Genomic DNA, 25,375 nt, shown 5'->3' with positions numbered 1-25,375 from the left:
TTTAGGGGACTCGAACCCATTGGGCCTCTGAGGGCACCCCTTGATCGTCCACAACGAACAACATGTACCACCCGGCCTGAACAAGGTTCTTGTTCTCCGGCACCTTCACCGTCACCTTGTTCCCCTCGGTCGTGAAGTCCAGCGCGATGGACCGCTGATCCACGTCCGTCACATGCGTGGCCGCACTGGGCCGAATCAACCGCACCTTCTTGATGGAAGACGCGTGCTGAGAGGTGAACGTCCCGGACTCCCCGCGCTCAATGGTCTCCGTCCCCTTGGACAGTGACGGCCGGGAGCCCTGGTACAGATACGGCGGGGTATAGATCTCGATCCGCTGCTCGAACTCCCCCGGCTTCGTGTTCGCCTTGTCCGCATACAGCGAGTCCGATCCGAAGAACATCACCCGACCGTCGGGCAGCAGAACAGAACCGGAGTGGTAGTTCCGCCCGACAAGGGGATCCGCGACCTGATCGAAGGAGTTGCTCGACGGGTCATAGATCCGGGCCTGAAGGATGTTGGAGTCCCCCCGCCCCCGATAGTCCTCGGACCCGCCCGACACCAGCACGGAGTCGTTCGGCAGCACAGAGGCCGACGGATACCGCGTCCCCTTCTCCAGCGAGGGCCCGTCCACGAACTTCGGGCCGTCCGCCTTCAGATCGATGATCCGGGTCTTCTCGGTGGACAGCTTGGACTCACCGACACCGCCACCGCCGATGACCATGTACTTCTCGTCCTGCGCCGGAGGCAGCAGCACGGTCCCGGAGGTCTCCAGCTGGTCCGGGTCGCTCAACCCCGGCAGCTTGGTGAACTTGTTGGTGTCCACGTCCCAGACACCGGGGTCACGCCCGACGTCGTCGGGCCCGTATCCGGCGTTGGAGCCGGAGTAGAAGACCTTCCCGTTCTGCATCAGGAACAGCGCCGGATAGGTCGGGAACTGCCGGACCTTATTGGTGTACGACCACTTCTTGCTCTCCGGGTCGTAGACCTCGTTCTTGCCCGGCACCAACTGCCCGATGTCATCGAGCCCGGAGACGCTGAGGATCTTCCCGTCGCTCAGCGTCGTGAGCGTCGGATACCAGCGGGCCTCCTTCATCGGGTCGACCTTGATGTACTTCTCGGCGACCGGATCGAACTCATAGGCGTCCCGGATGCCTTGGAAGTCCTTCTTGTCGAGGGCGAGCTTCTGCGCGATGCCGTACGTATTACGCGCCTCGGTGCCCGACAACCCCTCCACCTTGTAGTTGTCCTCGGTACCGGTCTCGTACGCGGACCCGCTCTTCTGCGCCTCGACGTAAATCCGCCCGAGCCCCGGGTCGTTGCGCAGGAACTCGCCCGTCTCCTCGTCGAAGACCTTCTTCGCGCGAGGCACCAGCACCGGGTCCTTGGAGACGAACGTCTTGCCGTTCTCCTTGCCGGTGAATCTGGTCCCCGCGGGCAGGGTGATCGGCTTGTCCGGGTTCTCGTTGTGGACGATCATCAGGCCGCCGGCCTTGGTGACATCGCCCTTGAGCTTCTCGTACCGCTTGGTGCCGCCCGCGATCAGCAGATTGCCGTTCGCCAACTGGGTGTGCCCCGTGCAGAACAGATCGCTCGGCGTCGGCACCTTCTTGATCGTGCCCTTGACCGGGTCCCAGATCCGGGTGTCGAACTTCTTCGCGTCGAAGTTCTCCTGGTTGTTGCCGGAACCCGCGACGAGCAGCACCTTGCCGGTGCGCAGCAGCGCCGCGTGGATGGTGTTCTGCTTGTACTCCTCCGGGAACTCGACGATCTCCCAGTGACCGTTGTCCGCTTTGTACTCGGGTCGGTTGATCTGGTACTCGTGATATTTCTCGGTCCCGACGCGATAGAGCCACGGACCGTTCATCCCGGCCAGCGCGAGTACCACCGCCGTGCCTATCGCGAGTCGACGGACACGGCGGCGGCCGGCCTGGTCTTTCATTCCTTACGTCCCCCAAGTCCACCCAGGGCGATCTGCATGGTCTGGTCGGTGCCGCCGCCCTGCGAGGCGGCCCAACTCGGCTTGTGCTGCGGGCTGTGGTGCGCGCCCGGCTGGGCCGGCAGCGGCTGCGGCTGAGCCTGGTGCGGCACCATCGGGGCCACCTGCTCCGGTTCCCGGGGAACCGGCGGCTTCTTCTTCGCCTGCCGCAGCATGTGCCGCCAGGCGAAGATCGGGGTTGCGGTGATCAGCATGGCGAACGTCGCCCAGATGACCATCGCGGGGTGCGCGTGCCCGTAGACGAAACCGGCGGCGATCGAGGCGCCGAAGATCAGGATGAAGTACCAGTGGTAGCGGAAGGTCCCGAACCAGCGGTCGGGGCTGGCCGAGTCGCCCTTGGGGGTCACCACGAACTTGCTCTTGCGGCGCAGCATCGAGTCGATCAGCGCCTTGGCGTACAGCGGCGCCGACAGCGCGGACATCACCATGCCGGCCACACCGCCGGAGCCCTCCGGCTCGTGCGGCGAGACGTTGTGGCGGCGGTTCCAGATGTACAGGCCGATCTGGAGCGCGGAGGCGTTGCCGTAGAGCATCAGCCAGATCGTCGGGTCGATGTCCACACCCGAGGCGCCCAGGCCCAGGAACAGCGCACAACTGATCGCCGCGAGGATCCAGTTGAGGGCCGACATCGGGTAGAAGATGATCATCATCGTGTAGTTGAAGAGCTTGCTCGGCGGCAGCGAGTACCAGCCCTTCCAGTACTGCTTGAGGATCGTCTCGTACGTCCCTCGCGACCAGCGCATCTGCTGGGTGAAGAAGTCCGTCCAGGCGCTCGGGCCCTCACCGACCGCGAGCACGTCCGGGGTGTAGACCGAACGCCACTTCTTGCCCGTCGCCGGGTTCTTGTGGCGGTGGATCTCGAAGCCGGTCGCCATGTCCTCGGTGATCGAGTCGTACAGACCGCCGATCTGCTTCAGCGCCTTGATGCGTACGGCATTCGACGTACCCACGAACATCGGGGAGCCGTACTTGTTGCCCGCCCGCTGGATCAGCGCGTGGAAGAGGAACTGCTGGGACTCGGCGGCCTTGGTGACGAAGTTGTCGTAGTTGCCGTAGACCTGCGGGCCGATGACGAAGCCGACGTTCGGGTCGCGGAAGAAGCCGAGCATGCGCTCCAGGTAGTTGGGGAGCGGGACATGGTCGGTGTCGACGGAGGCGAAGTAGTCGTAGTCGTCGCCGTGCGCGTCCAGCCAGGCGTTGTAGTTGCCGTGCTTGGTCTTGGCGCGGTGCGGGCCCTTGGCCTGGTTCCACTTCGCGATGCCCTTGCGGGAGAAGTGGTGCACGCCGAGCCGGGCGCAGACCTCCTTGACCTCCGGGTCGTCGCCCTCGTCGAGCAGCCAGACATGGAGCAGGCCCCGGTGGCGCAGCTTGACGGCCGCCTCCAGGGTCTTCGTGACCATCTCCAGCGGCTCCTTGCCGGGCACGAAGGAGGTCAGGAAGGCGACTCTGGTGCCGGTCTCGGGCACCACCGGGATCGGGTCGCGGGCGACCAGGGTGGCGTGCGCGTTGGACAGGACGTTCATACAGCGGAAGAACTCGATCAGACCGATCGAGACCAGCATCACTATGTCGAGCGCCGGCAGGAAGTCGTAGGCGGGATAGTCGCGTTCGGTCCAGTGCTCGGGCTGCAGCAGCCAGGCCAGCAGCACCAGCGAGAGCAGCGGGGCTGCGGCGAGCATCAGGGCGACGCGGATGCGGTGCGGCTCCTGCGAGATCAGCGAGCGGTACTGCACCCGGTAGGGCTTGTTCGGATCGGGCTGTGTGAGGGGTCCCGCGAGCCGGCTGTAGTGCTCGTAGTCGTACTTGGGCAGCGTCTTCTTGATTCTGCGGAAAGCTCCGGTCCGATGAGTTGGCACTCTGAGCTGAGTGGTTTGTGACGGGTCGGAGTTCGGCCGGGCGCCCGTCGGCGTCGACGTCATGAGTCATCCCCCCACACGCAGGTCACCGCGTGTCTGTCGGTTCCTTCGTCTGCTTCGGTCCCCCTCGACGTTCACAGACGTATCAGTGGTGGGTCACAGTCACCACATCTTCCACTTCATAGACATGGAACCGCGACCTTCCGGTTGCATGATGCCCCCCTCGGCATCCGTTCATGAACGGGGCCCCTCCTCCCCGCTAAACGGGCAACCGGTTTCTTGCCCCCCAACTGCCGCGTATCCGCAGCATCTTGAAGAACCAGGGTTCTACGGCGTTCAGCATGATCGCAAGATGCGAAACGCGGTGTTTACCGGTCATACGCGTTCATTGTGGCGCCTGTGGGGGTCTTGTGTGTCATGTGTGAAAGCACAAGCAGCATGAACGCCGACAGCCCCTCGCGCAGGCGAGGGGCTGTGGTGTCGGTGCGCCGCCAGGGACAGACCAAGAGCGAAGGCCCCCCGCTGATGCGAGGAGCCTCCACCGTGCGTGCGCCGCCAGGGACTCGAACCCCGGACCCGCTGATTAAGAGTCAGCTGCTCTAACCAACTGAGCTAGCGGCGCCTGCTGACGTCATCACTCTACCGGACCTCTGAGGGTGCTCCGGACCACCCGTCACCGCTCCGGCCCCGGTCAGAGGGGTGCCGTACATCATTCGGACCGTCAGCATGCGCGCCCGGAAGACAGTTGAGAAACTGGCGAATGTGCACAGGAGCGGACATTTCCATCCGGAATGTGAGGGGCATCGCATGGCGACTCCGGTCTTCGAGGAATTCGATCCCGCGAGCGACTGCGAGTGTCCCGGATGCGTTCACCGGCGCCGGGTCCTGCCGCATTCCGCGGCCGGACGCAGGGGCGCCCACCCGGCCCACCGTACGGTGATCGTGGCGGCCGCCGCCTCGGCGGCGCTCTGCGCGGGGCATGCCGTACCGGCGCTCGCGGCCCCGCAGACACCCGGTCGGCCGAGTCTTCCCGCGGCCGACGAACCCGACACCCCGCAGGGCGGCAAGGCCCCGCTGCACGGCCCCGGAGGGGTCCCCGCCAAGCCCGCCAAGGCGCCGAGCACCACCCGGGCGGAGATCATCAGGCGGGCCAAGCAGTGGGTCGCGGCGAGGGTGCCGTACAGCATGTATCAGTACTGGTCGGACGGGTACCGGCAGGACTGCTCGGGCTTTGTCTCGATGGCCTGGAACCTGCCCGGCAACGAATGGACGGGCTCGCTCGACCAGTACGGCGTGCGCATCCCGAAGGAGGATCTGCAGCCCGGCGACATGTTGCTGTTCCATAACCCGGCCGATCCCGAGAAGGGCTCGCACGTCGTCATCTTCGGCGGCTGGACGGACTACACCCACACCTACTACATCGCCTACGAATCGACCCGCCCGCACGCCCGCAGGACGGCCACGCCGTACGCCTACTGGAGCCACTCCGACCGCTATCTCGCCTACCGCTACAAGGGTCTCGTCGGCGGTACGGCGGGCTCGAAGCCGGACACCGCCAAACCGGGCACCGCCAAACCGGGCACCGCCAAACCGGGCACCGCCAAGCCGGTCACCGCCGACCCGGCCGCGCCGCCCTATCCGGGGCGGGCCTACTTCGGGCCCGGGGCCAACAACAAGTACGTCACCCAGCTCGGCCGCATGCTCGTCGAGCGCGGGGCGGGGCGCCACTACCTCTCCGGGCCCGGACCGCGCTGGTCCGACGCCGACCGGCGGGCCACCCAGACCTTCCAGCAGGCGCAGGGCTGGCGGGGTCAGGACGCGGACGGGCTGCCGGGGCCGGGTACTTGGGCGCTGCTGGTCTCCGGCAGGGGCAACGACATCGGCTCCGGAGCCGTGGGAGCGGCCGGACCGCCCGCGTCGCCGGCCTCGCACGGGGTGCCCGGGTATCCGGGGCGGGCGATGTTCCGGCCCGGCGCGCACAACAGTCACGTCGCGCTGCTCGGCAAGCAGCTGGTGAAGAAAGGGTTCGGCAAGCACTACACAGCCGGTCCCGGGCCGCGCTGGGGCGAGGCGGACCGGCGCAATGTCGAGGCCTTCCAGCGCGCCCAGGGCTGGCGGGGCGGCGCGGCGGACGGCTACCCGGGTCCTGAGACCTGGCGGCGGCTGTTCTCGTAATCGATCTGTACCCCCCTTGTTCTGCACCCCCCCCTTGTTCTGCACCCCCCTTGTTCTGCACCCCCCTTGTTCTGCACCCCCCTTTGTTCTGCACCCCCCTGTTGTGACGCATCTGGCGCGGAGGCTGGAGGCACGCATGAGCACGACCACTTCACCGACACCGGAGTCCGAGGGACCGTCCAGGTCCGCCCGGCTGATCCAGAACGAGATCACCACCGAGATCCCCGTCCATTTGCTCTTCCGCGACGACCCCGACCCGGTGTCGGTCCCGCTGAAGCCCGCCGTCGTCAGCCGCAGACAGGGCACCGGAGAGCAGCCGCGACTGCGCCGGCCCGGCGCCACGCGGGCGCGGTCCGTGCCCGAGGTGGATCCGGACCTGGTCGAGCGGCCCGCCCGGGTGCTGCCGGGCTCGGCGGGCGTGCTCGCCGGGACCTGCGGTCTCGCGGGCTGCGCGGTCACCTCCTGGTGGGCGGGCACACTCCCGCCCCTGGCCCTGGAGGCGCTGCGGCTGCCCTCGTACGCGGGAGCCGGCCTCGGTCCGGCGCAGTGGGCGGCCTACGCCGGGGCCGGCGCCCTAGGTCTGCTCGGCTTCGGCGGGCTCGCCCGGGGCCGTACCGGACGGGCCTGGGTGCTCGGTCTGTTCGGCCGCTACCGGGGGACCGTCCGGCGCACCGGCCTGATGTGGGTCAACCCGATGCTGCTGCGCCGCCGGGTGGACGTACGGCTGCGGCACTGGCGCAGCGAGCCGATGCCGGCGGCCGACGCGAGCGGGGTCGCGCTGCGGGTCGTGGTCCTCGCGGTGTGGCGAGTACGGGACACCGCGCGGGCCACGCTGGGCGTCGAGGACCACGAGGCGTATCTGCGGGAGTGCGTGGAGGCGGCGCTGGCCCGGGTGCCGGTGGAGGGACCGGGCCGCGGCAGCGCCGACGCCGCCGGAGAGGCGCTGACCCGTCTGGTCGCCGCCGACGCGGCACCCATCGGCGTCGAGGTGTTCTCGGTCCAGCCGGTCCTGGTCGAGTACGCCCCCGAGGTCGCCGCCGCCATGCACAGGCGCCGGATCGCCGCGCTGGACGCCCAGCAGCGGGCGTCCATGCTCACCTCGGTGGTGGACTCGGTGGAGGACACGGTCACGCGGCTGACCATGCGGGGTCTGGTCGAACTCGACGACTACGAACGCAAGGCGCTCGTGAAGGACTTGACGGTTGCTTTCTGTTCCGGGCGCGGGGAATCCGGCGCGTGATTGGTATGGACATGTTCAACTAACGGCAATATTCTCAGACTTGGTCTAGACCTACCCTGCACAGCTCACTGAACATCCCCCACGTTCCCAGGAGCGGCAGCATGCGCAGAAAGACCAAGTTGTCTGCCGCCGTGGTCGGTCTCGCCACCACCGGAGCCCTTGTGCTCTCGTCCGGCGGGGCCAGTGGCCACGGCTACACCGACCTCCCCATCAGCAGGCAGAAGCTCTGCCAGAACGGCACCGTGACCAACTGCGGCAACATCCAGTGGGAGCCGCAGAGCGTCGAGGGCCCGAAGGGCTTCCCGGGCGCGGGCCCGGCCGACGGGCAGATATGCAACGCGGGGCTGGGGCAGTTCGCCCAGCTCAGCGCACCGCGCACGCCGTCCGGCGGCGCCTGGCCGGCCACGAAGGTGACGGGCGGTCAGAGCTACACGTTCCGCTGGCAGTTCACGGCCATGCACGCCACCACCGACTTCCGGTACTACGTCACCAAGCCGGGCTGGAACCAGAACCACAACCTGGCTCGCTCCGACCTCAACCTCACCCCGTTCCTGACGGTGCCGTACAACAACCAGCGGCCACCGTCCACGCTCTCGCACAGCGGCACGCTGCCGTCCGGGCTCAGCGGACGACACGTGATCCTGGCGGTGTGGACGATCGCGGACACCGGCAACGCGTTCTACGCCTGCTCGGACGTCACGTTCTGAGCATGGCTTGAGCAACTCCGGCACCCCCCGCGGGTACGGTCCCCCTACGCCGACATGACCAAGTCGGCGTAGGGGAGCGGTACCTGACCTCGGGGGAAGCACCATGGATCTCTTTTTCTACGCCGTACCCGGCCTGATCCTGGCCGTGGTCCTGCTCGGCGCCTACCGGATCGTGCGGCGTGCCCTTCAGCTGCGCCGGGCCTGGAACAGCGGTCTGACGGCCGAGGCGCGCTGTCTGCGGATGTTCACGACGACCCACGGCGGCAGCGGCGACACATCCGTGAGCACCACGCTCCATCACGTCTACGAGTTCACCGCGCGCGACGGCCGTGTCATCCGCTTCGAGGAGGAGGACGGCCCGGCGACGACGCTGGAGGGCGACTTCGTCACCGTCCACTACGCCGAGGGTAGTGAAGTCGTCGCCACGGCCAAGGCTCCGCGCCGGGCCGGGCTCGCCGCCGCCACCGTCGGCTTCCTGGCGTTCTTCGGGGTGGTCGCGGTGTTCTGCGTCGGCTTCATGGTCACGTACAGCCAGATGTCCGATGCCTTCGACTTCGGCGAGGGCAGCGGCGACACCGTCGACACGGTCGACACCGTCGTGATCGACGGGGTCACGATGACTCCGTGACCCTCCACATCTGACGGACCGTCAACTATCCTGCGCGCCCATGGAGTCCACGAGCATCGCCGAACTCGTAGGGGCGCGCTGGGATGACCACCGGCCGGGGCTGTGGTGCGAGGACCGGGTGCTCACCCATCACGAGGTCGCCGCCGGTGCCGCCGCCCGCGCGGCACTCCTGGCCGACCTGCTCCCACGGGGCGCCGAGCCCCACGTCGGTGTGCTCCTCGACAACACTCCGGAGTACCCGCTCTGGATCGGCGCCGCCGCCCTCGCACGCGCCGCGATCGCCGGGATCAACCCCACCCGCAGAGGCCCGGAGCTGGCCCGGGACATCCTGCACACCGAGTGCCGGATCCTGCTCACCGAGCCCGCCCAGCTGCCCCTCCTCAAGGGCCTCGACCTGCCCGGCGTCCGCATCCTGCTGACCGGCTCCGAGGAGTACGACGCCCTCCTCGCGCCGTACGCCGACGCCCGCCCCGACGCCTCCCGCGCCGCCCCGCAGGACCGGCTGCTCCTCTACTTCACCTCCGGCTCGACCGGCGCCCCCAAGGCCGCGATCTGCACCCAGGGCCGCCTGGCCGCCGCGGGGAGGTCACTGGCCGGACAGTTCGGGGTCGGGCCCGACGATGTCCACTACATCTGCATGCCGATGTTCCACGGCAACGCGGTCATCGCCGACTGGGCCCCCGCCCTCGCGGCCGGGGCGGGCGTGGCGCTGCGGCGGCGGTTCTCGGCGTCGGGGTTCCTGGCGGACGTACGGCGGTACGGGGCGACGTACTTCACGTATGTGGGTCGGGCCGTGCAGTACATCCTCGCGACCGAGGAGCGGGGCGACGACCGCGAGAACCCGCTGCGGCTCGGCTTCGGTACCGAGGCGGGGGCGGCGGACGCGGCGGCCTTCGAGCGGCGGTTCGGGGTGCGGCTGGTGGAGGGGTACGGGTCCTCGGAAGGGGGCGCGGCGGTGCAGTGGTCGCCGGGGACTCCGGCCGGCGCGGTGGGGCGGGCGGTGCCCGGTCTGGTCGTACTCGATCCGGAGACGGGGCAGGAGTGCCCGGCGGCGAGCTTCGATGCGGGCGGGCGGCTGCTCAACGGGGACGAGGCCATTGGGGAGCTGGTGAACCGGGGGCCGAGCCCCTTCGAGGGGTACTGGCGCAACCCGGGCGCGGAGGCCGAGCGGCGGCGGGGCGGGGCGTACTGGACCGGCGATCTCTTCTACTGGGACGCGGACGGCTACCTCTACTTCGCCGGCCGGGCCGACGACCGGCTGCGGGTCGACGGGGAGAATCTGGCCGCCGCGATGATCGAGAACATCCTCGCCCGGTACGAGGGTGCCGACTCCGTCGCCGTTTACGCGGTGCCGGATCCGGTGACCGGGGACCAGGTGATGGCGACGATTGCGGGGACCTTCGATCCGGTGGGGTTCGCGGAGTTCCTGCTGGCCCAGCCGGACCTCGGGACGAAGATGGCGCCCCGGTTCGTACGCGTCGTGGAGCGTATGCCGGTCACCGCGACGAACAAGATCCACCGGGCCCTGCTGAGGCGGGAGGGCGTGCGATGCACGGACCCGGTGTGGTGGCGCCCGCCGGGCTCGGACACGTACGAAGGGCCCCTCGTTGAACGAGAGGCCCTTCACAGGTGCGCCGCCAGGGACTCGAACCCCGGACCCGCTGATTAAGAGTCAGCTGCTCTAACCAACTGAGCTAGCGGCGCATGACTCACACCAACCGCTCGTTTTGATGTCTCGCGGCTGGCGACGAAGAAAATACTACCTGGTCCGAGGGGCTGCTCCGAACCAAGGGCAAGGGCACCTACCTAGGGGCGCAGCGAACTGCGCGACCAGCCCCCACCGGCCCGCAGCCGAACCCTAGATCGCCAGCGACAGAAGAACAGGCGCCGCATTCCGATTAAGCGCATCCGCCGCCTGGCGCAGCCGGTGCGCGTGTTCCACCGGGAGGGACAGCGCCAGGCACCCGACGGAGGACCCCGCGGTGATCGGCACCGCCGCACACACCGTGCCCACCGCATACTCCTGAAGGTCCAGAACCGGCACGGTAGGCGGCTGAGCCTCCAGCCGGGACAGGAGCAGCTTGTCGCTGGTGATGGTCCGCGAGGTGAGTCGCGCCATCTTGTGCCGGGACAGATGATCACGCCGACCGTTGCGGTCGAGCTGTGTGAGCAGGCTCTTGCCGACCGCCGTCGCATGCGCCGAGTAACGGAAGTCCACCCACTCGTTCACCGCCGGGGCATCCTCGCTGTCGGCGTACTGCGTGACCTTCACCTCACCGTCGACATACCGGCTGATGTACACCGCCGCGCCGACCGAGTCGCGCAGCCGGTCCAGGGTGCGCTGGAGCTTCTCGCGCAGGGCGGCCTCCCGGTCCTGCGCCGAGCCCAAACGGGTCAGCGCCTCGCCGGTGACATAGGCGCCGTCGGTGATCTGCTCGACGTACCCCTCGCGGCGCAGCATCCTCAGGAGGCTGGTCAGGCGCTCCGGGCTGAGGGCGGTGTGCCGGGCGAGTTCGACGTCGGTGATTCCGGTGGTGTGCCGCGCCACGGTCTCCAGGATGCGCAAGGCATCCTGGGCCGAGTGGTACGGCGCGGTCGGCTCGTGCTTCAGCGCCACGGTTTCCCCCTGGGCCTGATTCCAGTCAGCCAATCGTCTCCACGATAGCTGCCAAGAGGCTTGTAGTGAGCGGTGGTTGACAAGTTTCCGACGCCGTAAGCTGCGGTGATAACCCTCTGGCATATGACATTGCCATGACCTGGGCACCGAGTCAGAGCACCGCGCTGAGAAATTCTCGGGTCCGGTCGTGCTCGGGGTCGCTGAAGATCTTCTCCGGGGCGCCGGCCTCGATGACCCGGCCGGAGTCGAACATCAGTACCTGGTCCGAGATGTCGCGGGCGAAATTCATCTCGTGGGTCACACAGAGCATCGTGATGTCGGTGGAGCGGGCGATATCCCTCAGGACGTCGAGGACGCCCGCGACCAGCTCCGGGTCCAGGGCCGAGGTGACCTCGTCCAGGAGCAGGACCTGTGGCCGCATGGCCAGTGCCCGGGCGATGGCTACCCGCTGCTGCTGGCCGCCGGAGAGCTGCGCCGGGTGCTTGTCGACGTGGTCGGTGAGGCCGACCAGCTCCAGCAGATCCCGGGCCCGCTCCTCGGCGGCGTCCTTGGACATGCCGAGCACGGTGACCGGGGCCTCGGTGATGTTCCTGAGGACCGTCATGTTCGGGAACAGGTTGAACTGCTGGAACACCATCCCGATCTTCTTGCGGACCTCGCGGACCTGCTTCTCCGGCGCCGGGAACAGCCGCTCCCCGTCGACGGTGATCGTGCCCTCGTCGGGCTTGGTCAGCGTCATCAGCAGGCGCAGGATCGTCGTCTTGCCGGAGCCGGACGGACCGATCAGCGTCACGTGCTTGCCGGCCTGGACCGAGAAGTCGAGGTGGTCCAGGACCGTGTTGTCGCCGAACCGCTTGGTGACCTGCTCCAGCCGGATCAGCTCGCCGTTCGAGCGCTTGTCGGCGGGGTTCATATCGGGACTCTGCTGGATGTCAGTGGACAAGGCGTCGCTCCAGGGCTCGCAGAAGAAGGGAGGCCAGATAGGAAATGACGATGAAGGCCACGCCGATCACCGTCAGCGGCTCGGTGAACTGGAACTGCTCCTGGGAGAACAGCCGCGCCTGGCCGAGCATGTCGAGGACGGTGATCGCCATCAGCATCGGCGTGTCCTTGAGCATCGCGATCACGTAGTTGCCGAGCGCCGGCACGACCCGTCGGATCGCCTGCGGCAGGATCACCGCGGTCCAGGTCCGGGTGAGCGGCAGATTCAGCGCCGTCGCGGCCTCCCACTGGCCGACCGGCACCGCCTCGATACCGGCCCGGTAGACCTGCATCGTGTACGTCGAGTAGTGCAGCCCGATGGCGAAGACACCGGTGGTCAGCGCGGAGAAGGTCACGCCCCACTCGGGCAGCACATAGAACAGGAAGAACAGCTGCACCAGCAGCGGGGTGTTGCGCACGAACTCCGTGACCACCCCGACCGGCCAGCGCACCCAGCGGCTCGGCGTCCGCATCAGCAGCGCCCACACCAGACCGAGCGCGAAGGAGATCAGCGAACCGAGCGCGAGGGCCTGCAGGGTGACCAGCAGCCCGTCCCAGAAGTGCGGCATGAAGTCACTGACCGCTCCCCAGTCCCAGGTCATGACACACCACCGCCCACCGGCTCAGGGACGACGACCTTCTTCTCGGGCTGTTTGCCCACACCGGCCTTCAACCGCTTCTCCAGACCCCGCATGATCCGCGTGAGCAGGAACGCGATCACGAAGTAGATGAGCAGGATGTACGTGTAGATCTCCGCGCTCTCCTGGAGCGCGAGGCGTACCAGGTTGCCGCTGAACGCCAGGTCGCCCATGCCCATGACCGACACCAGCGCGGTGCCCTTGAGCAGTTCGATCAGCAGGTTGGAGAAGGGCGGGATCATCTCCGGCACCGCCTGCGGCAGCAGGATCAGCTTCATCCGCTGCCAGGGCGTGAAGCTGAGCGCGATGCCGCCCTCCTTCTGCGCCGGGTCGACCGCGTTCAGCGCGCCGCGCACGATCTCCGAGCCGTAGGCGCCGTAGGTGAGGCCGAGGGCGAGCGTGCCCGCCCACAGGGGCACCAGCTGCCAGCCGAAGGCGGGCGGCAGCACGAAGAACACCCAGAAGATCATCACCAGCGCCGAGGTCCCGCGGAACACCTCGGTGTAGAAGCCCGCGAGGAAGCGGACGACCCACAGCCGGTGCGTGCGGGCGATGCCGACCACGAACGAGACGGCCGTGGCCAGCAGCGCGCTGAGGACCAGCAGCTGGATGGTGACCCAGACGCCTTTGAGTACGAGTTCCCAGAGTCCCGAAGTCATCCGCCGCACAGCTCCTTCGCGGTCAGCTCGGTCATCTCCGCCTCGGTGAAACCGAACGGCTTGAGGATGCGCAGCAGTTCGCCGCTCTTCTTCAGCTTGTGCAACTCGACGTTGAAGGCGTCCCGCAGCTTCGTCTCGGTGGGCCGGAACGCGAACGCGCCGCCGTCGACATGGGGTTCGCCGCCGACGATCGGCTTGAAGGCCTTCGTCGACTCGGCCTTGTTCGACTTCTTCACCACCTCGCGGGTGGTCAGCGCCGTCCCCGCGAAGACGTCGACCCGGCCCGCCTCGACCGCGTTCAGGCCCGCGACCTGGTCCGGGACGATGAGGATGTCGCCCTCGTCGTAACCCGCCTCGACCGCGTACTGGATCTCCGCGTAACCGGTCCCGGTCGCGAACTTCGCCTTCTTCTCGACGACGTCCTGATAGTCGTTCAGGCCCTTGGGGTTGCCCTTGCGCACGATGAACGAGTCGAGCATCTGGTAGTCGGGATCGGCGAAGATGACCTGCTCACAGCGCTCGGGATTGACGTACATCCCGGCCGCGACGACATCGAACTGCTGCGAGTTGAGCCCGGGGATCAGCGAGCCGAACTCGGTCGGCACGGGCTGCACCCGGTCCACCCCGAGCCGCTTGAAGATCACCTTCGCCAGCTCGGGGGCCTCGCCGGTCAGCTCGCCGTTCTTGTCGATGTATCCGAAGGGGATCTCGCCCGCGATCCCGAGCCGTACGACGCCCGCCGCCCGCAGTCGTTCGAGCAGCTCGCCGCCGTCCTTCGTATCGGCCGTGGCCACCCGCGAGCAGCCGGCCGCGCCCAGCGCACCGAGCGCCGCCACCCCCGCGAGCAGCGATCGGCGCGTGGGTCCGGATATGTGTTCGCCATGGTTGATTGGTGGAGCCATGGCGGCGCGGCTACCCGGGAGCATGCGATGTATGCACCCTGGTTTGCATGACTGATCGGTTCATCGAGGTCTCGCTCCTGAAGCGGGACATTCACTGCACGGCGAAACTCCTGGAGGACCGCGCACCGATCACCTGCGCGGCCGTCTGGGACGCCCTCCCGCTCAGCGGGGACGTCTACCACGCCAAATACGCCCGCAACGAGATCTACGCCCTCTTCCCACCCTTCGCGGACACCGAACCGCCCCTGGAGAACCCGACCGTCACCCCGATCCCCGGCGACCTCTGCTACTTCGCCTTCGCGGGCGCGGAGCTGGGCACCAAGGCCTACGGCTACGACCGTGAAGTCCGCCCCGGCACCACCCTCGTCGACCTGGCCCTGTTCTACGAGCGCAACAACCTGCTGCTCAACGGCGATGTGGGCTGGGTGCCCGGCATCGTCTGGGGGCAGGTGGTGGAGGGTCTGCCGGAGATGGCGGACGCGTGCAACGACCTCTGGCGCTCGGGCGCCGCGGGAGAGACCCTCAGCTTCCGTCGGACATGAGCGCGTGAGCCGCCCGCAGCACCAGGTCGTCCCGGTGCCGAGCGGCCACGAGCTGCAGGCCCACCGGCAGTCCGTCCCCGTCGGTGCCGACGGGGACGGTGGCGGCGGGCTGCTGGGTCATGTTGAAGGGGTACGTGAACGGCGTCCACCCCGTCCAGCGGCGGTGCCCGGAGCCCTTGGGGACCTCGGCGCCCGCCTCGAACGCGGTGATCGGCAGAGTGGGGGTGACCAGCAGGTCGTAGGAGTCATGGAAGCGGCCCATCCGGCGGCCCAGTTCCATCCGGACGTCCACGGCGGCCAGATAGTCGAGGGCGCTGTAGCGGGCGCCGAGCGCGCAGATCTCGCGCAGGCCGGGGTCGAGCAACTCGCGCTGGTGCGGGCCGAGATGCTGGGTCACCCGGGCGGCGCCGCTGAACCACAGGGTGTGGAAGGCGTCCACCGGGTCGGTGACATCGGGGTCGGTCTCCTCGACGTACGCGCCGAGCCCCGCGAGCCGCTCCACCGCCCGCCGGACCGCCGAGGCGACCGCGGGACGCACCGCCACCTGGCCGCCGAGCGAGGGCGAGTACGCCACCCGCAGCCCGCGCACACCACCGAAGAGCCCATCGGCGAAGGAGCCGGACACGGGCCCCAGCGCCGACCAGTCCCGGGAGTCCGGGGCCCCGATGACGTCCAGCATCAGCGCGGCGTCGGCCGCGTCCCGGGTCATCGGCCCCACATGCGCCAGCGTCCCGAACGCGCTCGCGGGATACAGCGGCACCCGGCCGTAGGTCGGCTTCATCGCGAAGATCCCGCAGAAGGAGGCGGGGATACGGACGCTCCCGCCGCCGTCGGTGCCGAGCGCGAGCGGTCCCGCGCCGAGCGCCACGGCGGCCGCGGCGCCGCCGCTGGAACCGCCCGCCGTGCGCGTCGGGTCCAGCGGATGCCGGGTGACGCCGGTGACGGGCGAGTCGGTGACGCCCTTCCAGCCGAACTCCGGGGTGGTGGTCTTGCCGAGGAAGACGGCACCGTGCGCGCGCAGGCGGGCGACGGAGGGCGCGTCCTCGTCCCAACTCCCCTGCTCCGCAATGGTCCTGGACCCCTTGAGGGTGGGCGAGCCCCGCATCAGCAGTATGTCCTTCACCGTGACCGGAACCCCGTCCAGCAGCCCGGCCGGCTCCCCGCGCCGCCACCGCTCGGCCGACTCCCGGGCCTGCGCCAGCGCCGGCTCGGCGGTGATCCGCACGAACGCGTTCACCTCCGGCTGGATCAACTCGGCCCGCTCCAGCACCGCGCGCGTGGCCTCCACGGGGCTGAACGCGCCCGTGCGGTAGCCGTCGAGGAGTTGTACGGCGGTCAGTCCGGTCAGGTCGGTCATACGCCCTCCAGCCGTGGGAAGTTCAGCGTCCTGGCACGTACCCGCGTTGCTTGTCGACGACGTTCGGCAGCGTTCTGCCCGCCTCCCAGCGCTCGTACAACTCCACGAACTGCGCCGCGAGTTCATCCCGCCAGCCGACGGTGTCACCGCTCATGTGGGGGGACACGATCAGCCCCGGCAGCCCCCACAACGGGCTGTCGGGGCCGAGGGGTTCGTCCACGAAGACATCCAGCGCGGCGCCCGCTATCCACTGCTTGGACAGCGCCTCGACCAGCGCCTCCTCCACGACGAGCGGCCCGCGCCCGATGTTGATGAACCGGGCGGAGGGCTGCATCATCCCGAACCGTCGGGCGTCGAACATTCCGTACGTCTGCTCGGTGAGCGGTGCGGCGGCGATGATCCAGTCGGCGCGGGAGATCAGCCGGTCCAGGTCCTCGGGGCCGTGGATGCCGGTGCGCGGTACGCGGCCGACGAGCGCGGAGGTGACGCCGAGGGCCTTGAGGGTACGGACTATGGCCCGCCCTATGGGCCCGGAGCCGACGACACAGGCGCGGGTGCCGCTCAGCCGCCGCGACTCGCGGTGCCGCCAGATCTTCTGCCCCTGGAGTTCGAGCGTCCGCGGCAGATCCTTGGCCATCGCCAGGACGAGGGCGGCGACGTACTCGGCGATGGGCTCGTCGAAGATGCCGCGCGCGTTGGTGACCACGGTGTCGGAGGCGGCGAGTTCAGGACACATCAGGTGATCGACACCGGCGCTCGCGGTGTGCACCCAGCGGGGCCGGGGGCCGTCACCGGGCCAGGCGTGCCGCACGGCGTGCGAGGTGAAGTCCCAGACGAGCAGGACATCGGCGTGGGGCAGCTTCCCAGCGAGTGTGGTGTTGTCCGCGTGCTCGATCCGCGCCCGTCCGGTGAGCCGTCCGAGCCGGGGGAGCGGGTCGGCGTCCAGGACGAGCAGCGTGGGGGTGGTCATGCCGTTCCTTCGGTCGAGACCGGGCGTCTGACATGCACGGATTGACCACGCTCGCACCCGAATCTACCTTCGTCAACACGGACGCCTGCACCGTCCGCAGTTCCCATATCCCCTCGCGAGGGCGGTGCCTGCGATGGACGTGTCCTTTCTCGGCGGACCCCGGCCCCAGCGCGGTGTCGGTGTGGTCGCCCCCTTCGACTTCGCCCTCGACCGTGAGCTGTGGCGCTGGGTCCCGGACGAGGTGTCCCTGCATCTGACGCGCACGCCGTATGTGCCGGTCGAGGTCAGCCTGGACCTGGCGCGGCTGGTGAGCGAGCACGAGACCCTCTCCGAGGGCGTGCGGACCCTGATCGCCATCGCCCCCGAGGTGGTGGCCTACGCCTGCACCTCGGGCAGCTTCGTCGGCGGCATCGCGGGCGAGCGGGCGATGTGCGAGGCGATGACGACGGCGGGCGCGGTGCCCTCGGTGACCACCTCCGGGGCGCTGCTGGAGGCGCTGACCGACCTCGGCGCGCGCAGGGTGGCGCTGGTGACGCCGTACACGGTGTCGGTGACCCGCTCGCTTCAGGAGTACGTGGCCGAGGCGGGCGTCAGGGTGACGGGGTGTGCCTTCATGGGTCTGACACGGCACATATGGAAGGTGCCGTACCGCGATGTGGTGGACATGGCGCGCAGGGCGGTGCGGCGCGGCACGGACTGTCTGTTCATCAGCTGCACCAACCTGCCGACCTACGACGTGATCCCGCAACTGGAGGCGGAACTGCGGATACCGGTGATCTCGGCCAACCAGGTGACGATGTGGGCGGCCCTGCGTCGGCTGGGTACCCGAGCCGTGGGGCCGTATCAGGCGCTGATCGACCCGGCGGCCCGCAGCGGTCCCGCACTTCCGGACGTGGAACAGCAGCAGGAAGGTTCGACATGACGGCACTCGGATTCCTCTACCCGGGCCACTCCGCCGAGGACGACTATCCACGCATCGAGCAGCTCCTGGGCAGCGACATCCGGGTGGACCTGGTGCACACGGACATCGGCGAGGACGCGCACCGGGTCGACGCCCTGAAGGAGATGGGCTCCGCGGAGCGCCTGGCGGCGGGCGTGGAGCAACTGCGTCTGACGGGCGCGGAGGCGGTGGTCTGGGCGTGCACGAGCGGCAGCTTCGTCTACGGCTGGGAGGGCGCCCACGATCAGGTCCGCGCCCTGGCCCGTACGGCGGGCATGCCGGCCTCCTCGACGTCCTTCGCCTTTGTGCACGCGGCGGCGGAGCTCGGGGTGCGCCGGGTGGCGGTGGGCGCGACCTACCCCGACGACGTGGCCGACCTGTTCGCCGCCTTCCTGAGGGCGGGCGGAGCCGAGGTGGTGTCGGTGCGCGGCTCCGGCATCATCACGGCGGCGGAGGTGGGGCAGTGGACGGAGGAGGACGTCCTGGCCCTGGCCCGGCAGGCCGACGACGAGGCGGCGGAGGCGGTACTGCTCCCGGACACGGCCCTGCACACGGCGGCCGTGATCCCCACCCTGGAGAAGGAACTGGGGAAACCGGTCCTGACGGCGAACCAGGTGACGGTCTGGGAGGCGCTGCGCCTGGCGGACCGCAGGGTGAACGCCCCGGCGCTCGGGTTGCTGTTCACCCGGGAGCCGATCGTGCAGGTGTGAGGGAATAAACCGGAGACCCCCTCCTGTTACCGCCAGGACCACGCCGGCGCACTTCAGGAGGCATCCACCGATGGCGGCAGACGAGATCCGGGGCGCAGTACAGGGCACCGCCCCCGTCCCCCTCTCCGTACTCGACCTGGTCACCGTCGGCGTCGGCAGTACCGCCACCGATGCCCTCAGGACCAGCGTCGAGCTCGCCCGTTTCACGGAGTCCCGCGGGTTCCACCGGTACTGGGTCGCCGAGCATCACTCCATGCCCGGGGTGGCCTCCTCCTCCCCGGCCGTGATCCTCGCCCACCTCGCCGCCCACACCTCCCGGATCCGCCTCGGCTCCGGCGGTGTGATGCTCCCCAACCACGCCCCGCTGGTCATCGCGGAGCAGTTCGGCACCCTGGAGGCGCTCGCCCCGGGCCGGATCGACCTCGGGCTCGGGCGGGCGCCGGGCACGGACGGGGCCACCGCCGCCGCCCTGCGCCGCAGCGACCGGCTCAACGAGGGTGCCGACGACTTCCCCCAGCAGCTCGCCGAGCTGACCCGTTTCCTTGACGACGACTTCCCGGACGGGCACCCCTACCGGCGTATCCACGCCGTCCCCGGGCCGGTCCAGGCGACTGCCCCCGGCGGGGTCCAGAGCCCGCACCGGCCGCCCGTCTGGCTCCTCGGCTCCTCCGGCTTCAGCGCCCGGCTCGCCGGCGCGCTCGGCCTGCCCTTCGCCTTCGCGCACCACTTCTCCGCGCACAACACCGTCCCGGCGCTCGACCTCTACCGGGAGTCCTTCCAGCCGTCCGAGGTCCTCGACGCCCCCTACGCCCTGATAGGCGTCTCCGTCCTCGCCACCGACGACGAGAAGGAGGCCAGGCGGCAGGTGCGGGCCACCGGACTGAACATGGTGCGGCTGCGGACCGGGCGGCCCGGGCTCTTCCCCAGTCCCGAAGAGGCGGAGGCGCATCAATTCAGCGCCATGGAGGATGAGTTCATCGAGTCCTGGGGCGCCAACATCGTGCACGGCACCGCCGACGAGGTCCGCTCCGGGCTCGACGAGCTCCACAAGCGCACCGGCGCCGACGAGTTGATGCTCACGTCCCACGCGCACAGCGGCGCGCTGCGGCTGCGTTCCTACGAACTCGTCGCGGACGCCTACGGATTGCGCGCGACCGCCTGAACCCCGGGCGAGCGCAGCAGCTCGGAGATACGATCCGGCGTCACCGGCCGGGAGTACAGCCACCCCTGGCCGGTGTCGCACCCGATCCGCCGTAGCCGCGACGCCTGCGCCGAGGTCTCCACGCACTCCGCGGTCACGGTCAGGCCGAGACGATGGGCGAGCTGGATCATCGCCTCCACGACGACCTCGTCCGCGGGGTTGGGCGCGATGCCTTCACCGTCGTACTGGAAACCCTTGACGAAGGAACCGTCCAGCTTCAGTACCGACACCGGAAGCCGGCTCAGGTACGCGAGGTTCGAATACCCCGTGCCGAAGTCGTCGATCGCGATGTGGACGCCCATGTCGCTGAGGGCCTGCAGCGCCTGCTGCGGTCGGCCGCCCGAGCCCATCACCGCGGACTCGGTCAGCTCCAGTTGGAGCAGGTGCGGGGCGAGGCCCGTCTCCGCGAGGATCCGGTCCACGTCCGCGACCAGGTCGGAGTCCCAGACCTGACGGACTGCCACATTGACGCTGACGAAGATCGGCGGCTCGTCCGGATGGGCCAGTTGCCAACGGCGGGCCTGGCGGCAGGCGGTGGCCAGCACCCAGCGGCCGAGCGGCACGATCGAGCCGTCCTCCTCGGCCAGTCCGATGAACCGATTCGGCGTCAGCAGTCCGAACTGCGGATGATTCCATCGGACCAGCGCCTCCACCCCGCGCAGCCGCCCGTCCTCCATGCACACCAGCGGCTGGTACTCCAGCACGAACTCCCCGCGCTCGATGGCGGGCCGGAGCGTGGAGGCGAGGGCCTGGCGGGTCATACGGTGGGCGTTGCGCTCGGGGTCGAAGAGCGTCCAGCGGCTCTTGCCGTCGGCCTTCGCCCAGTACAGCGTGGTGTCGGCGGCCTGCATCAGCGCGGTGGGGCTGGTCCCGGCGGCGTGCCGCTCCACGACCCCGATCGACGCCGACACCGACAGCCTGCGGCCCGAGATGTCGAAGGGGGCCTGGAGGGCCTTGAGTACCGAGTCGGCGAGATCGGCGAGTTGCTCGGTGCCCGTCGAGTCCTCGACCAGCAGGGCGAATTCATCGCCGCCGAGCCTCGCCACCAGCGGTGTGCTCGCCCTGGCGTACCCCGCCTCGTCCGCGCACCTGGTCAAGCGCTCCGCCACGGCCGCCAGCAGCCGGTCGCCCACCCGGTGGCCGAGGGTGTCGTTGACCGCCTTGAAGCCGTCGAGGTCCAGATAGCACAGTCCGATCCGACCGGTGCCGCCCTCCTCGTACGCCTCCGCCTCCAGCGCCGCCGACAGACGCTCGAAGAACAGTGTGCGGTTGGGCAGCCGGGTCACCGGGTCGTGGTTCTGCAAGTGCCGCAGCCGGGCCTGGAGTTCACGACGGGCGCTGATGTCGGCGACCGACAGCAGCACCCCGCCGCGCTCCTCGGCGGGCAGCGGCGCGATGGCGACCTGCACCCACAGGCAGTGCCCGTCGGGGTGCTTCAGCCGGCGGGTGCAGCGCAGCCGTGCCTGCCGGCCGCGCAGCACCTCGCGGTACGCGTGCCAGGTGCGGGCGTCCGACGTCAGGTCCACCAGATCGGCGGCGATCGTCCCGGCCAGCGCCTGCGGGCTGCGGCCGAGCAGCTCGCCGAGTGCCGGGTTGGCGCCCGTGACCAGGCCTTCGCGGTCGACGACCGCCATCGCCAGGGGAGCGGCGTCGAAGGCGGACCGGAAAGGCGTGGTGGGTGGCCGGTCGTGCGGACCGGTATGAGGAGGGGGCCCTTGACTACTCTCTGTGACAGCCGGCCCGATGAGATCTGCCGCGGGCGCCGGCCCTTCGGACGTTCCGCTCACCGCTCGCTCCCGCAGTGCACTCGATCTTCGGATGGGTCTCGTCGGGATGGCCGACCGACCTGGCGGCCGCCGGGCCGGGTCCGTGCAGGAAAGGGATCAGGACAGTACAGGAAAGGGTCAGGAAAGTGTGCCGATCATAGAGGCTGGGTCGGGGGCCTTCCAGCCACTGTCCAGTGTCCTGGGCCGAGCCACCGAGCTGACAATTCGTTTCTGCCCGCAGCTGGACGGGTTCAGCAGCCCCTCGACCACATGTGACGGTCCGTGAGCGATTCGGGGGTGTCGGCCTCGGCCCTCCTCACTCTTCCGGTGCAGACAAACAGGGCGTTGTACGACAAATTCCCACAGGCTGGGTGCGGTGTCCCGCGAACCGCTCCCGGAGGTCCACGTGCCGCGTCAGCTCCCGCTCAGGGAACTCACCCGTGCGACGTTTCGGGGACTCGGCATCCGGCTGCGCGAATGGCCCCGACTGCGCACCACCGCCGCCCTGTTCACCACGATGTCCGCGCTCACCGCGACCTCCCTGATCTCCGCCCCCTCGGTCGCCGAGCCCTTCTCGGCGGAGCCCTGTGCTCTGCAACGCACCGAGGCCCACCACTCGGAGGGCCTGGACACCTGGAACGCCGCCTATCCGCGCCCGGCCCGCTCGCTGGACGCGGTGATGGTGTTCCTGTCCTTCCCCGACTCGGTCCCGCTGACCAGCCCCGCCGAGCTGACCGCCGACCACTTCCCGGGCACCAGCCGCTTCTTCGAGCGTGCCTCCTACGGCAGGTTCACGCTGCGCCCGCATCCGCTCGGGGACTGGATCCGGATGCCGCGGCCTTCGACGGCGTACGCCATACAGCGTGACTGGCAGCCCGTGCACCGGGCTGCCTATCTGCGCGACGCGCTCGCCGCCGCCGACAGCCGGGTCGACTTCTCCCGCTACGACGTCGTCTACTTCGTCGCCGATCCGGACGCGCCCGGGGTGGACTCCGACGCCACGAAGGTCGTCAACCTGGACACCCCGCTGAGCGTCGACGGAACGCAGCTCCGACGGGTCGTCACGGTGTTCGAGCAGCATCCGCCGGACCGGCTGGTGCTCGCCCATGAGACGGGCCATGTCTTCGATCTGCCGGACCTGTACCACCGCCCGGTGGACGGCGAGGGCGACTGGGACACCTACGTCGGCGACTGGGACCTGATGGGCAGCCAGTTCGGCCTTGCGCCCGACCTGTTCGGCTGGCACAAGTGGAAGCTCGGGTGGCTGGAGCCCCGCCAGGTGAGCTGCGTACGGGATCCGGGCGGTACGCGGCTCACCCTGGAGCCGCTCGGGGCCGGTCCCGGGGTGGCGGTGACGGGCGCGGCCGGGGCGCCGGCCTTCGGGCTCGGGGGCGGTACGAAGCTCGCGGTGGTACGCACCGGCGCGGACAGCGCGCTCGCCTTCGAGGCGCGCGGCCGCATCGGCAACGACGCGGGGGCCTGCCGGGACGGTGTCCTCGTCTACCGCGTCCGCAGCGGCGCCGAGTCCGGCCGCGGCCCGGTCGAGGTGATCGACGCCCACCCACACACCGAGGCCTGCTGGGAGGACTCGGTGTACCCACCCCTCGCGGACGCCCCCATCGCCCTCGGCGAGAGCTTCACGGTGCCGGGGGAGGCCGTACGGGTGGAGGTGGAGGGACGGACTCCGGCGGGGGCGTGGACTGTGCGGATCACGACCGGGTGAGCTTTATGGCTGGCGTCCGCATAAACCCAGGGCAAAGGGGGTGTGGGTGGCGAAGCCCCCACATCGCGCGGCGCAGCCGCGCAGAAACGACGATGGCGAGGCCGGTTCGCGCTTTCCGCGAACATGCCTCGCCATCGACAACGTGCGCCGCCAGGGACTCGAACCCCGGACCCGCTGATGCTGTATTCCCCGGGGGATAACCCCCGGACCCCCAGCCGCCTCCCGGCGCCGGGGAGAGCCGGTCCAAAAAAGCGAAGGCCCCTCGCTCTCACGAAGGGCCTTCACTGTCGGTGCGCCGCCAGGGACTCGAACCCCGGACCCGCTGATGCTGTATTCCCCGGGGGATAACCCCCGGACCCCCAGCCGCCTCCCGGCGCCGGGGAGAGCCGGTCCAAAAAGGCGAAGGCCCCTCGCTCTCACGAAGGGCCTTCACTGTCGGTGCGCCGCCAGGGACTCGAACCCCGGACCCGCTGATGCTGTATTCCCCGGGGGATAACCCCCGGACCCCCAGCCGCCTCCCGGCGCCGGGGAGAGCCGGTCCAAAAAAGCGAAGGCCCCTCGCTCTCACGAAGGGCCTTCACTGTCGGTGCGCCGCCAGGGACTCGAACCCCGGACCCGCTGATTAAGAGTCAGCTGCTCTAACCAACTGAGCTAGCGGCGCCTGCTGACGTCGTAGACCTTAGCATCCTGGTCGGCGGGAGGAAAAATCGATATCCGCACGGCGGCGCGGGCCGCTCGGACGGCCGCCCACAGCAGGATTTCCGGGCCCGGCAGCCAGGGGTGGCGGGTGTCCGGGGCGACGAGCCAGCGGGAGCCGGCGGGGGACCGGTCGGGGGCGTCGGCCGGGGCGGGGACGGTCACCGCGTCGCCCGTGCCGTGGCACACCAGCGGCGGGACCGCCCTGGTGCGGCCCTCGTGGGCGCCCCACTCCTCCCAGCTCAGCAGCGAGGGCAGCCGTTGGGCCGTGCCCGGCCCGGCGAACAGCAGCATCCGGCCCCGGAACACCGCGACCGGGCCGGAGCCCGGGCCGTCGTCCCAGAGCCGGTCGAGCATCCGGCGCCCGAACATCGCGGGGGCGCTGACCACGTCGAACACCGCACCACAGGGCAGGACGACGGGGGCCTCGGGCCGCTCCTCCCAGAACCCCAGGGTGCTGCGCGGATACGTTCCTGCCGAGGCCAGCCAGGCGGCTCCGTCCGAGGTGACGCCCGAGGCGTCGAGGCGACTGCTCATGACCACTAGATCTACTGGCCGTGAGCGTTCCGTTTCTGAGGGTTGCCGGAAACCGGGACAGGAGGGGGCGGGGAGGAGTATCTTGCCCGGATCTTGCCCGTCTGGCATATGCCGGAACGGCTAACGGCTAACGGCTAACGCTAACGGCTAGTGGCAGCGGCTTACACGGGGTCGATCTGCTCCCGGCCCTCGACCGCCCCCCGCAGCAGATCCCTCCCGAACTCCACCATCTTCTTGGCGTAGTCCTCGGTCCATTCCGCCCGCTCGGCGATGTCCGCGGTCGTCAGCCGGTCGAACCGTCGCGGGTCCGCGAGCTGCGCCGCCGCGATGGCCTGGAACTCCACGGCACGGTCGGCCGCCGCCCGGAACGCGAGCGTCAGCTCCGTGGCCCGCGCGAGCAGCTCCCGGGGGTCCTCGATGGACTCCAGGTCGAAGAAGTGCTCCGGGTCTGCTGCCGCCTGCGTGGGCTCGAAGAGCAGGGGCGCGGGGCGTAGCCGCGGTTCGTTCCGACGCGGCGTGGGCTCCGCCATGTCT

General features: G+C 69.5%; 21 protein-coding genes, 3 tRNA genes and 1 pseudogene. 10 read left to right on the top strand and 15 right to left on the bottom strand.

Annotated features, from left to right (window positions below):
• Position 1 precedes the first annotated feature (1 nt).
• The 3 genes from OHT76_RS16725 to OHT76_RS16715 all read right to left on the bottom strand — a co-directional run bounded on the left by OHT76_RS16725 (position 2) and on the right by OHT76_RS16715 (position 4,474).
• Positions 2-1,939 carry a kelch motif-containing protein gene (locus OHT76_RS16725; protein WP_328871633.1) on the bottom strand — a complete coding sequence of 646 codons (1,938 nt, stop codon included), beginning with the start codon at positions 1,937-1,939 and terminating at the stop codon, positions 2-4.
• Positions 1,936-3,915, bottom strand: coding sequence for a glycosyltransferase family 2 protein (locus tag OHT76_RS16720; RefSeq protein ID WP_328871632.1), 1,980 nt, complete (start codon positions 3,913-3,915; stop codon positions 1,936-1,938). The genes OHT76_RS16725 and OHT76_RS16720 overlap by 4 nt, the downstream gene beginning before the upstream one ends.
• Before the next feature lie 485 nt (positions 3,916-4,400).
• A tRNA-Lys gene (locus tag OHT76_RS16715) sits at positions 4,401-4,474 on the bottom strand.
• Positions 4,475-4,659: 185 nt separating this feature from the next.
• Between OHT76_RS16715 and OHT76_RS16710 the strand changes: the two genes are divergently transcribed.
• The 5 genes and pseudogenes from OHT76_RS16710 to OHT76_RS16690 all read left to right on the top strand — a co-directional run bounded on the left by OHT76_RS16710 (position 4,660) and on the right by OHT76_RS16690 (position 10,267).
• Positions 4,660-6,027: a peptidoglycan-binding protein gene (locus tag OHT76_RS16710; RefSeq protein ID WP_328871631.1), complete on the top strand. Its 1,368-nt coding sequence runs from the start codon at positions 4,660-4,662 to the stop codon at positions 6,025-6,027.
• 136 nt (positions 6,028-6,163) lie between these two features.
• Positions 6,164-7,267, top strand: coding sequence for an SPFH domain-containing protein (locus OHT76_RS16705; RefSeq protein ID WP_328871630.1), 1,104 nt, complete (start codon positions 6,164-6,166; stop codon positions 7,265-7,267).
• Between the two features lie 101 nt (positions 7,268-7,368).
• Complete coding sequence (locus OHT76_RS16700) at positions 7,369-7,974, top strand: lytic polysaccharide monooxygenase auxiliary activity family 9 protein (RefSeq protein WP_328871629.1); 606 nt, start codon at positions 7,369-7,371, stop codon at positions 7,972-7,974.
• Positions 7,975-8,077: 103 nt separating this feature from the next.
• Entirely contained in the window at positions 8,078-8,602 is a 525-nt protein-coding gene (locus tag OHT76_RS16695; RefSeq protein WP_328871628.1) for a hypothetical protein, read from the top strand.
• A gap of 40 nt (positions 8,603-8,642) precedes the next feature.
• Positions 8,643-10,267, top strand: a pseudogene (locus OHT76_RS16690) (AMP-binding protein).
• Here OHT76_RS16690 and OHT76_RS16685 read toward each other — a convergent pair.
• From OHT76_RS16685 to ehuB, 6 genes are all read right to left on the bottom strand, one after another.
• Positions 10,233-10,306: transfer RNA gene (locus OHT76_RS16685), tRNA-Lys, on the bottom strand. The pseudogene OHT76_RS16690 and the gene OHT76_RS16685 overlap by 35 nt on opposite strands.
• 154 nt (positions 10,307-10,460) lie before the next feature.
• On the bottom strand, positions 10,461-11,219 hold the full coding sequence (locus OHT76_RS16680; protein WP_328871627.1) for an IclR family transcriptional regulator: 759 nt from the start codon (positions 11,217-11,219) through the stop codon (positions 10,461-10,463).
• Between the two features lie 151 nt (positions 11,220-11,370).
• Positions 11,371-12,132 (bottom strand): ectoine/hydroxyectoine ABC transporter ATP-binding protein EhuA, encoded by a 762-nt coding sequence (gene ehuA, locus OHT76_RS16675; protein WP_328876543.1) that lies wholly within the window; start codon positions 12,130-12,132, stop codon positions 11,371-11,373.
• 19 nt (positions 12,133-12,151) lie between these two features.
• Complete coding sequence (gene ehuD / locus OHT76_RS16670; protein WP_186284863.1) at positions 12,152-12,802, bottom strand: ectoine/hydroxyectoine ABC transporter permease subunit EhuD; 651 nt, start codon at positions 12,800-12,802, stop codon at positions 12,152-12,154.
• Positions 12,799-13,497, bottom strand: a complete 699-nt coding sequence (ehuC, locus tag OHT76_RS16665) for an ectoine/hydroxyectoine ABC transporter permease subunit EhuC (protein WP_328871626.1) — start codon at positions 13,495-13,497, stop codon at positions 12,799-12,801. Before ehuC ends, ehuD begins: the two co-directional genes overlap by 4 nt.
• On the bottom strand, positions 13,494-14,399 hold the full coding sequence (gene ehuB, locus OHT76_RS16660) for an ectoine/hydroxyectoine ABC transporter substrate-binding protein EhuB (RefSeq protein ID WP_328871625.1): 906 nt from the start codon (positions 14,397-14,399) through the stop codon (positions 13,494-13,496). The genes ehuC and ehuB overlap by 4 nt, the downstream gene beginning before the upstream one ends.
• 47 nt (positions 14,400-14,446) lie before the next feature.
• Here ehuB and OHT76_RS16655 point away from each other — a divergent pair, with 47 nt between their 5' ends.
• On the top strand, positions 14,447-14,941 hold the full coding sequence (locus OHT76_RS16655; RefSeq protein ID WP_328871624.1) for a DUF3830 family protein: 495 nt from the start codon (positions 14,447-14,449) through the stop codon (positions 14,939-14,941).
• Here the strand turns inward: OHT76_RS16655 and OHT76_RS16650 are convergent.
• Both OHT76_RS16650 and OHT76_RS16645 read right to left on the bottom strand, forming a co-directional pair.
• Positions 14,922-16,298, bottom strand: coding sequence for an amidase (locus OHT76_RS16650; RefSeq protein ID WP_328871623.1), 1,377 nt, complete (start codon positions 16,296-16,298; stop codon positions 14,922-14,924). The two genes, OHT76_RS16655 and OHT76_RS16650, sit on opposite strands and share 20 nt — an antisense overlap.
• A gap of 22 nt (positions 16,299-16,320) precedes the next feature.
• On the bottom strand, positions 16,321-17,268 hold the full coding sequence (locus tag OHT76_RS16645) for a D-2-hydroxyacid dehydrogenase (protein ID WP_328871622.1): 948 nt from the start codon (positions 17,266-17,268) through the stop codon (positions 16,321-16,323).
• A 133-nt stretch (positions 17,269-17,401) separates the two neighbouring features.
• On the opposite strand from OHT76_RS16645, the gene OHT76_RS16640 reads away from it, so the two are divergent.
• The 3 genes from OHT76_RS16640 to OHT76_RS16630 all read left to right on the top strand — a co-directional run bounded on the left by OHT76_RS16640 (position 17,402) and on the right by OHT76_RS16630 (position 20,080).
• Positions 17,402-18,190, top strand: coding sequence for a maleate cis-trans isomerase family protein (locus OHT76_RS16640; RefSeq protein ID WP_328871621.1), 789 nt, complete (start codon positions 17,402-17,404; stop codon positions 18,188-18,190).
• Positions 18,187-18,918 (top strand): maleate cis-trans isomerase family protein, encoded by a 732-nt coding sequence (locus tag OHT76_RS16635; RefSeq protein ID WP_328871620.1) that lies wholly within the window; start codon positions 18,187-18,189, stop codon positions 18,916-18,918. The genes OHT76_RS16640 and OHT76_RS16635 overlap by 4 nt, the downstream gene beginning before the upstream one ends.
• A 70-nt stretch (positions 18,919-18,988) precedes the next feature.
• Entirely contained in the window at positions 18,989-20,080 is a 1,092-nt protein-coding gene (locus OHT76_RS16630) for an LLM class flavin-dependent oxidoreductase (RefSeq protein WP_328871619.1), read from the top strand.
• On the opposite strand, the gene OHT76_RS16625 is transcribed toward OHT76_RS16630, so the two are convergent.
• A complete protein-coding gene (locus tag OHT76_RS16625) occupies positions 20,056-21,906 on the bottom strand; it encodes a putative bifunctional diguanylate cyclase/phosphodiesterase (RefSeq protein ID WP_328871618.1) in 1,851 nt (616 codons plus the stop codon). The two genes, OHT76_RS16630 and OHT76_RS16625, sit on opposite strands and share 25 nt — an antisense overlap.
• Positions 21,907-22,261: 355 nt before the next feature.
• Here OHT76_RS16625 and OHT76_RS16620 point away from each other — a divergent pair, with 355 nt between their 5' ends.
• Positions 22,262-23,608 carry a M6 family metalloprotease domain-containing protein gene (locus OHT76_RS16620; protein ID WP_328871617.1) on the top strand — a complete coding sequence of 449 codons (1,347 nt, stop codon included), beginning with the start codon at positions 22,262-22,264 and terminating at the stop codon, positions 23,606-23,608.
• A 587-nt stretch (positions 23,609-24,195) separates the two neighbouring features.
• Here the strand turns inward: OHT76_RS16620 and OHT76_RS16615 are convergent.
• The 3 genes from OHT76_RS16615 to OHT76_RS16605 all read right to left on the bottom strand — a co-directional run bounded on the left by OHT76_RS16615 (position 24,196) and on the right by OHT76_RS16605 (position 25,371).
• A tRNA-Lys gene (locus tag OHT76_RS16615) sits at positions 24,196-24,269 on the bottom strand.
• The gene (locus tag OHT76_RS16610; RefSeq protein ID WP_328871616.1) at positions 24,260-24,841 is read right to left on the bottom strand and encodes a bifunctional DNA primase/polymerase; all 582 of its coding nucleotides are present in this window, start codon (positions 24,839-24,841) and stop codon (positions 24,260-24,262) included. Before OHT76_RS16610 ends, OHT76_RS16615 begins: the two co-directional genes overlap by 10 nt.
• Positions 24,842-25,002: 161 nt before the next feature.
• Positions 25,003-25,371 (bottom strand): hypothetical protein, encoded by a 369-nt coding sequence (locus OHT76_RS16605; protein ID WP_328871615.1) that lies wholly within the window; start codon positions 25,369-25,371, stop codon positions 25,003-25,005.
• Positions 25,372-25,375: the final 4 nt, after the last annotated feature.

The sequence above is a fragment of the Streptomyces sp. NBC_00287 genome, from assembly GCF_036173105.1.
GTDB lineage: Bacteria > Actinomycetota > Actinomycetes > Streptomycetales > Streptomycetaceae > Streptomyces.
The sequence above is the reverse complement of the archived record's forward strand: the minus strand, read 5'-3'. Positions and strand labels throughout refer to the sequence as shown.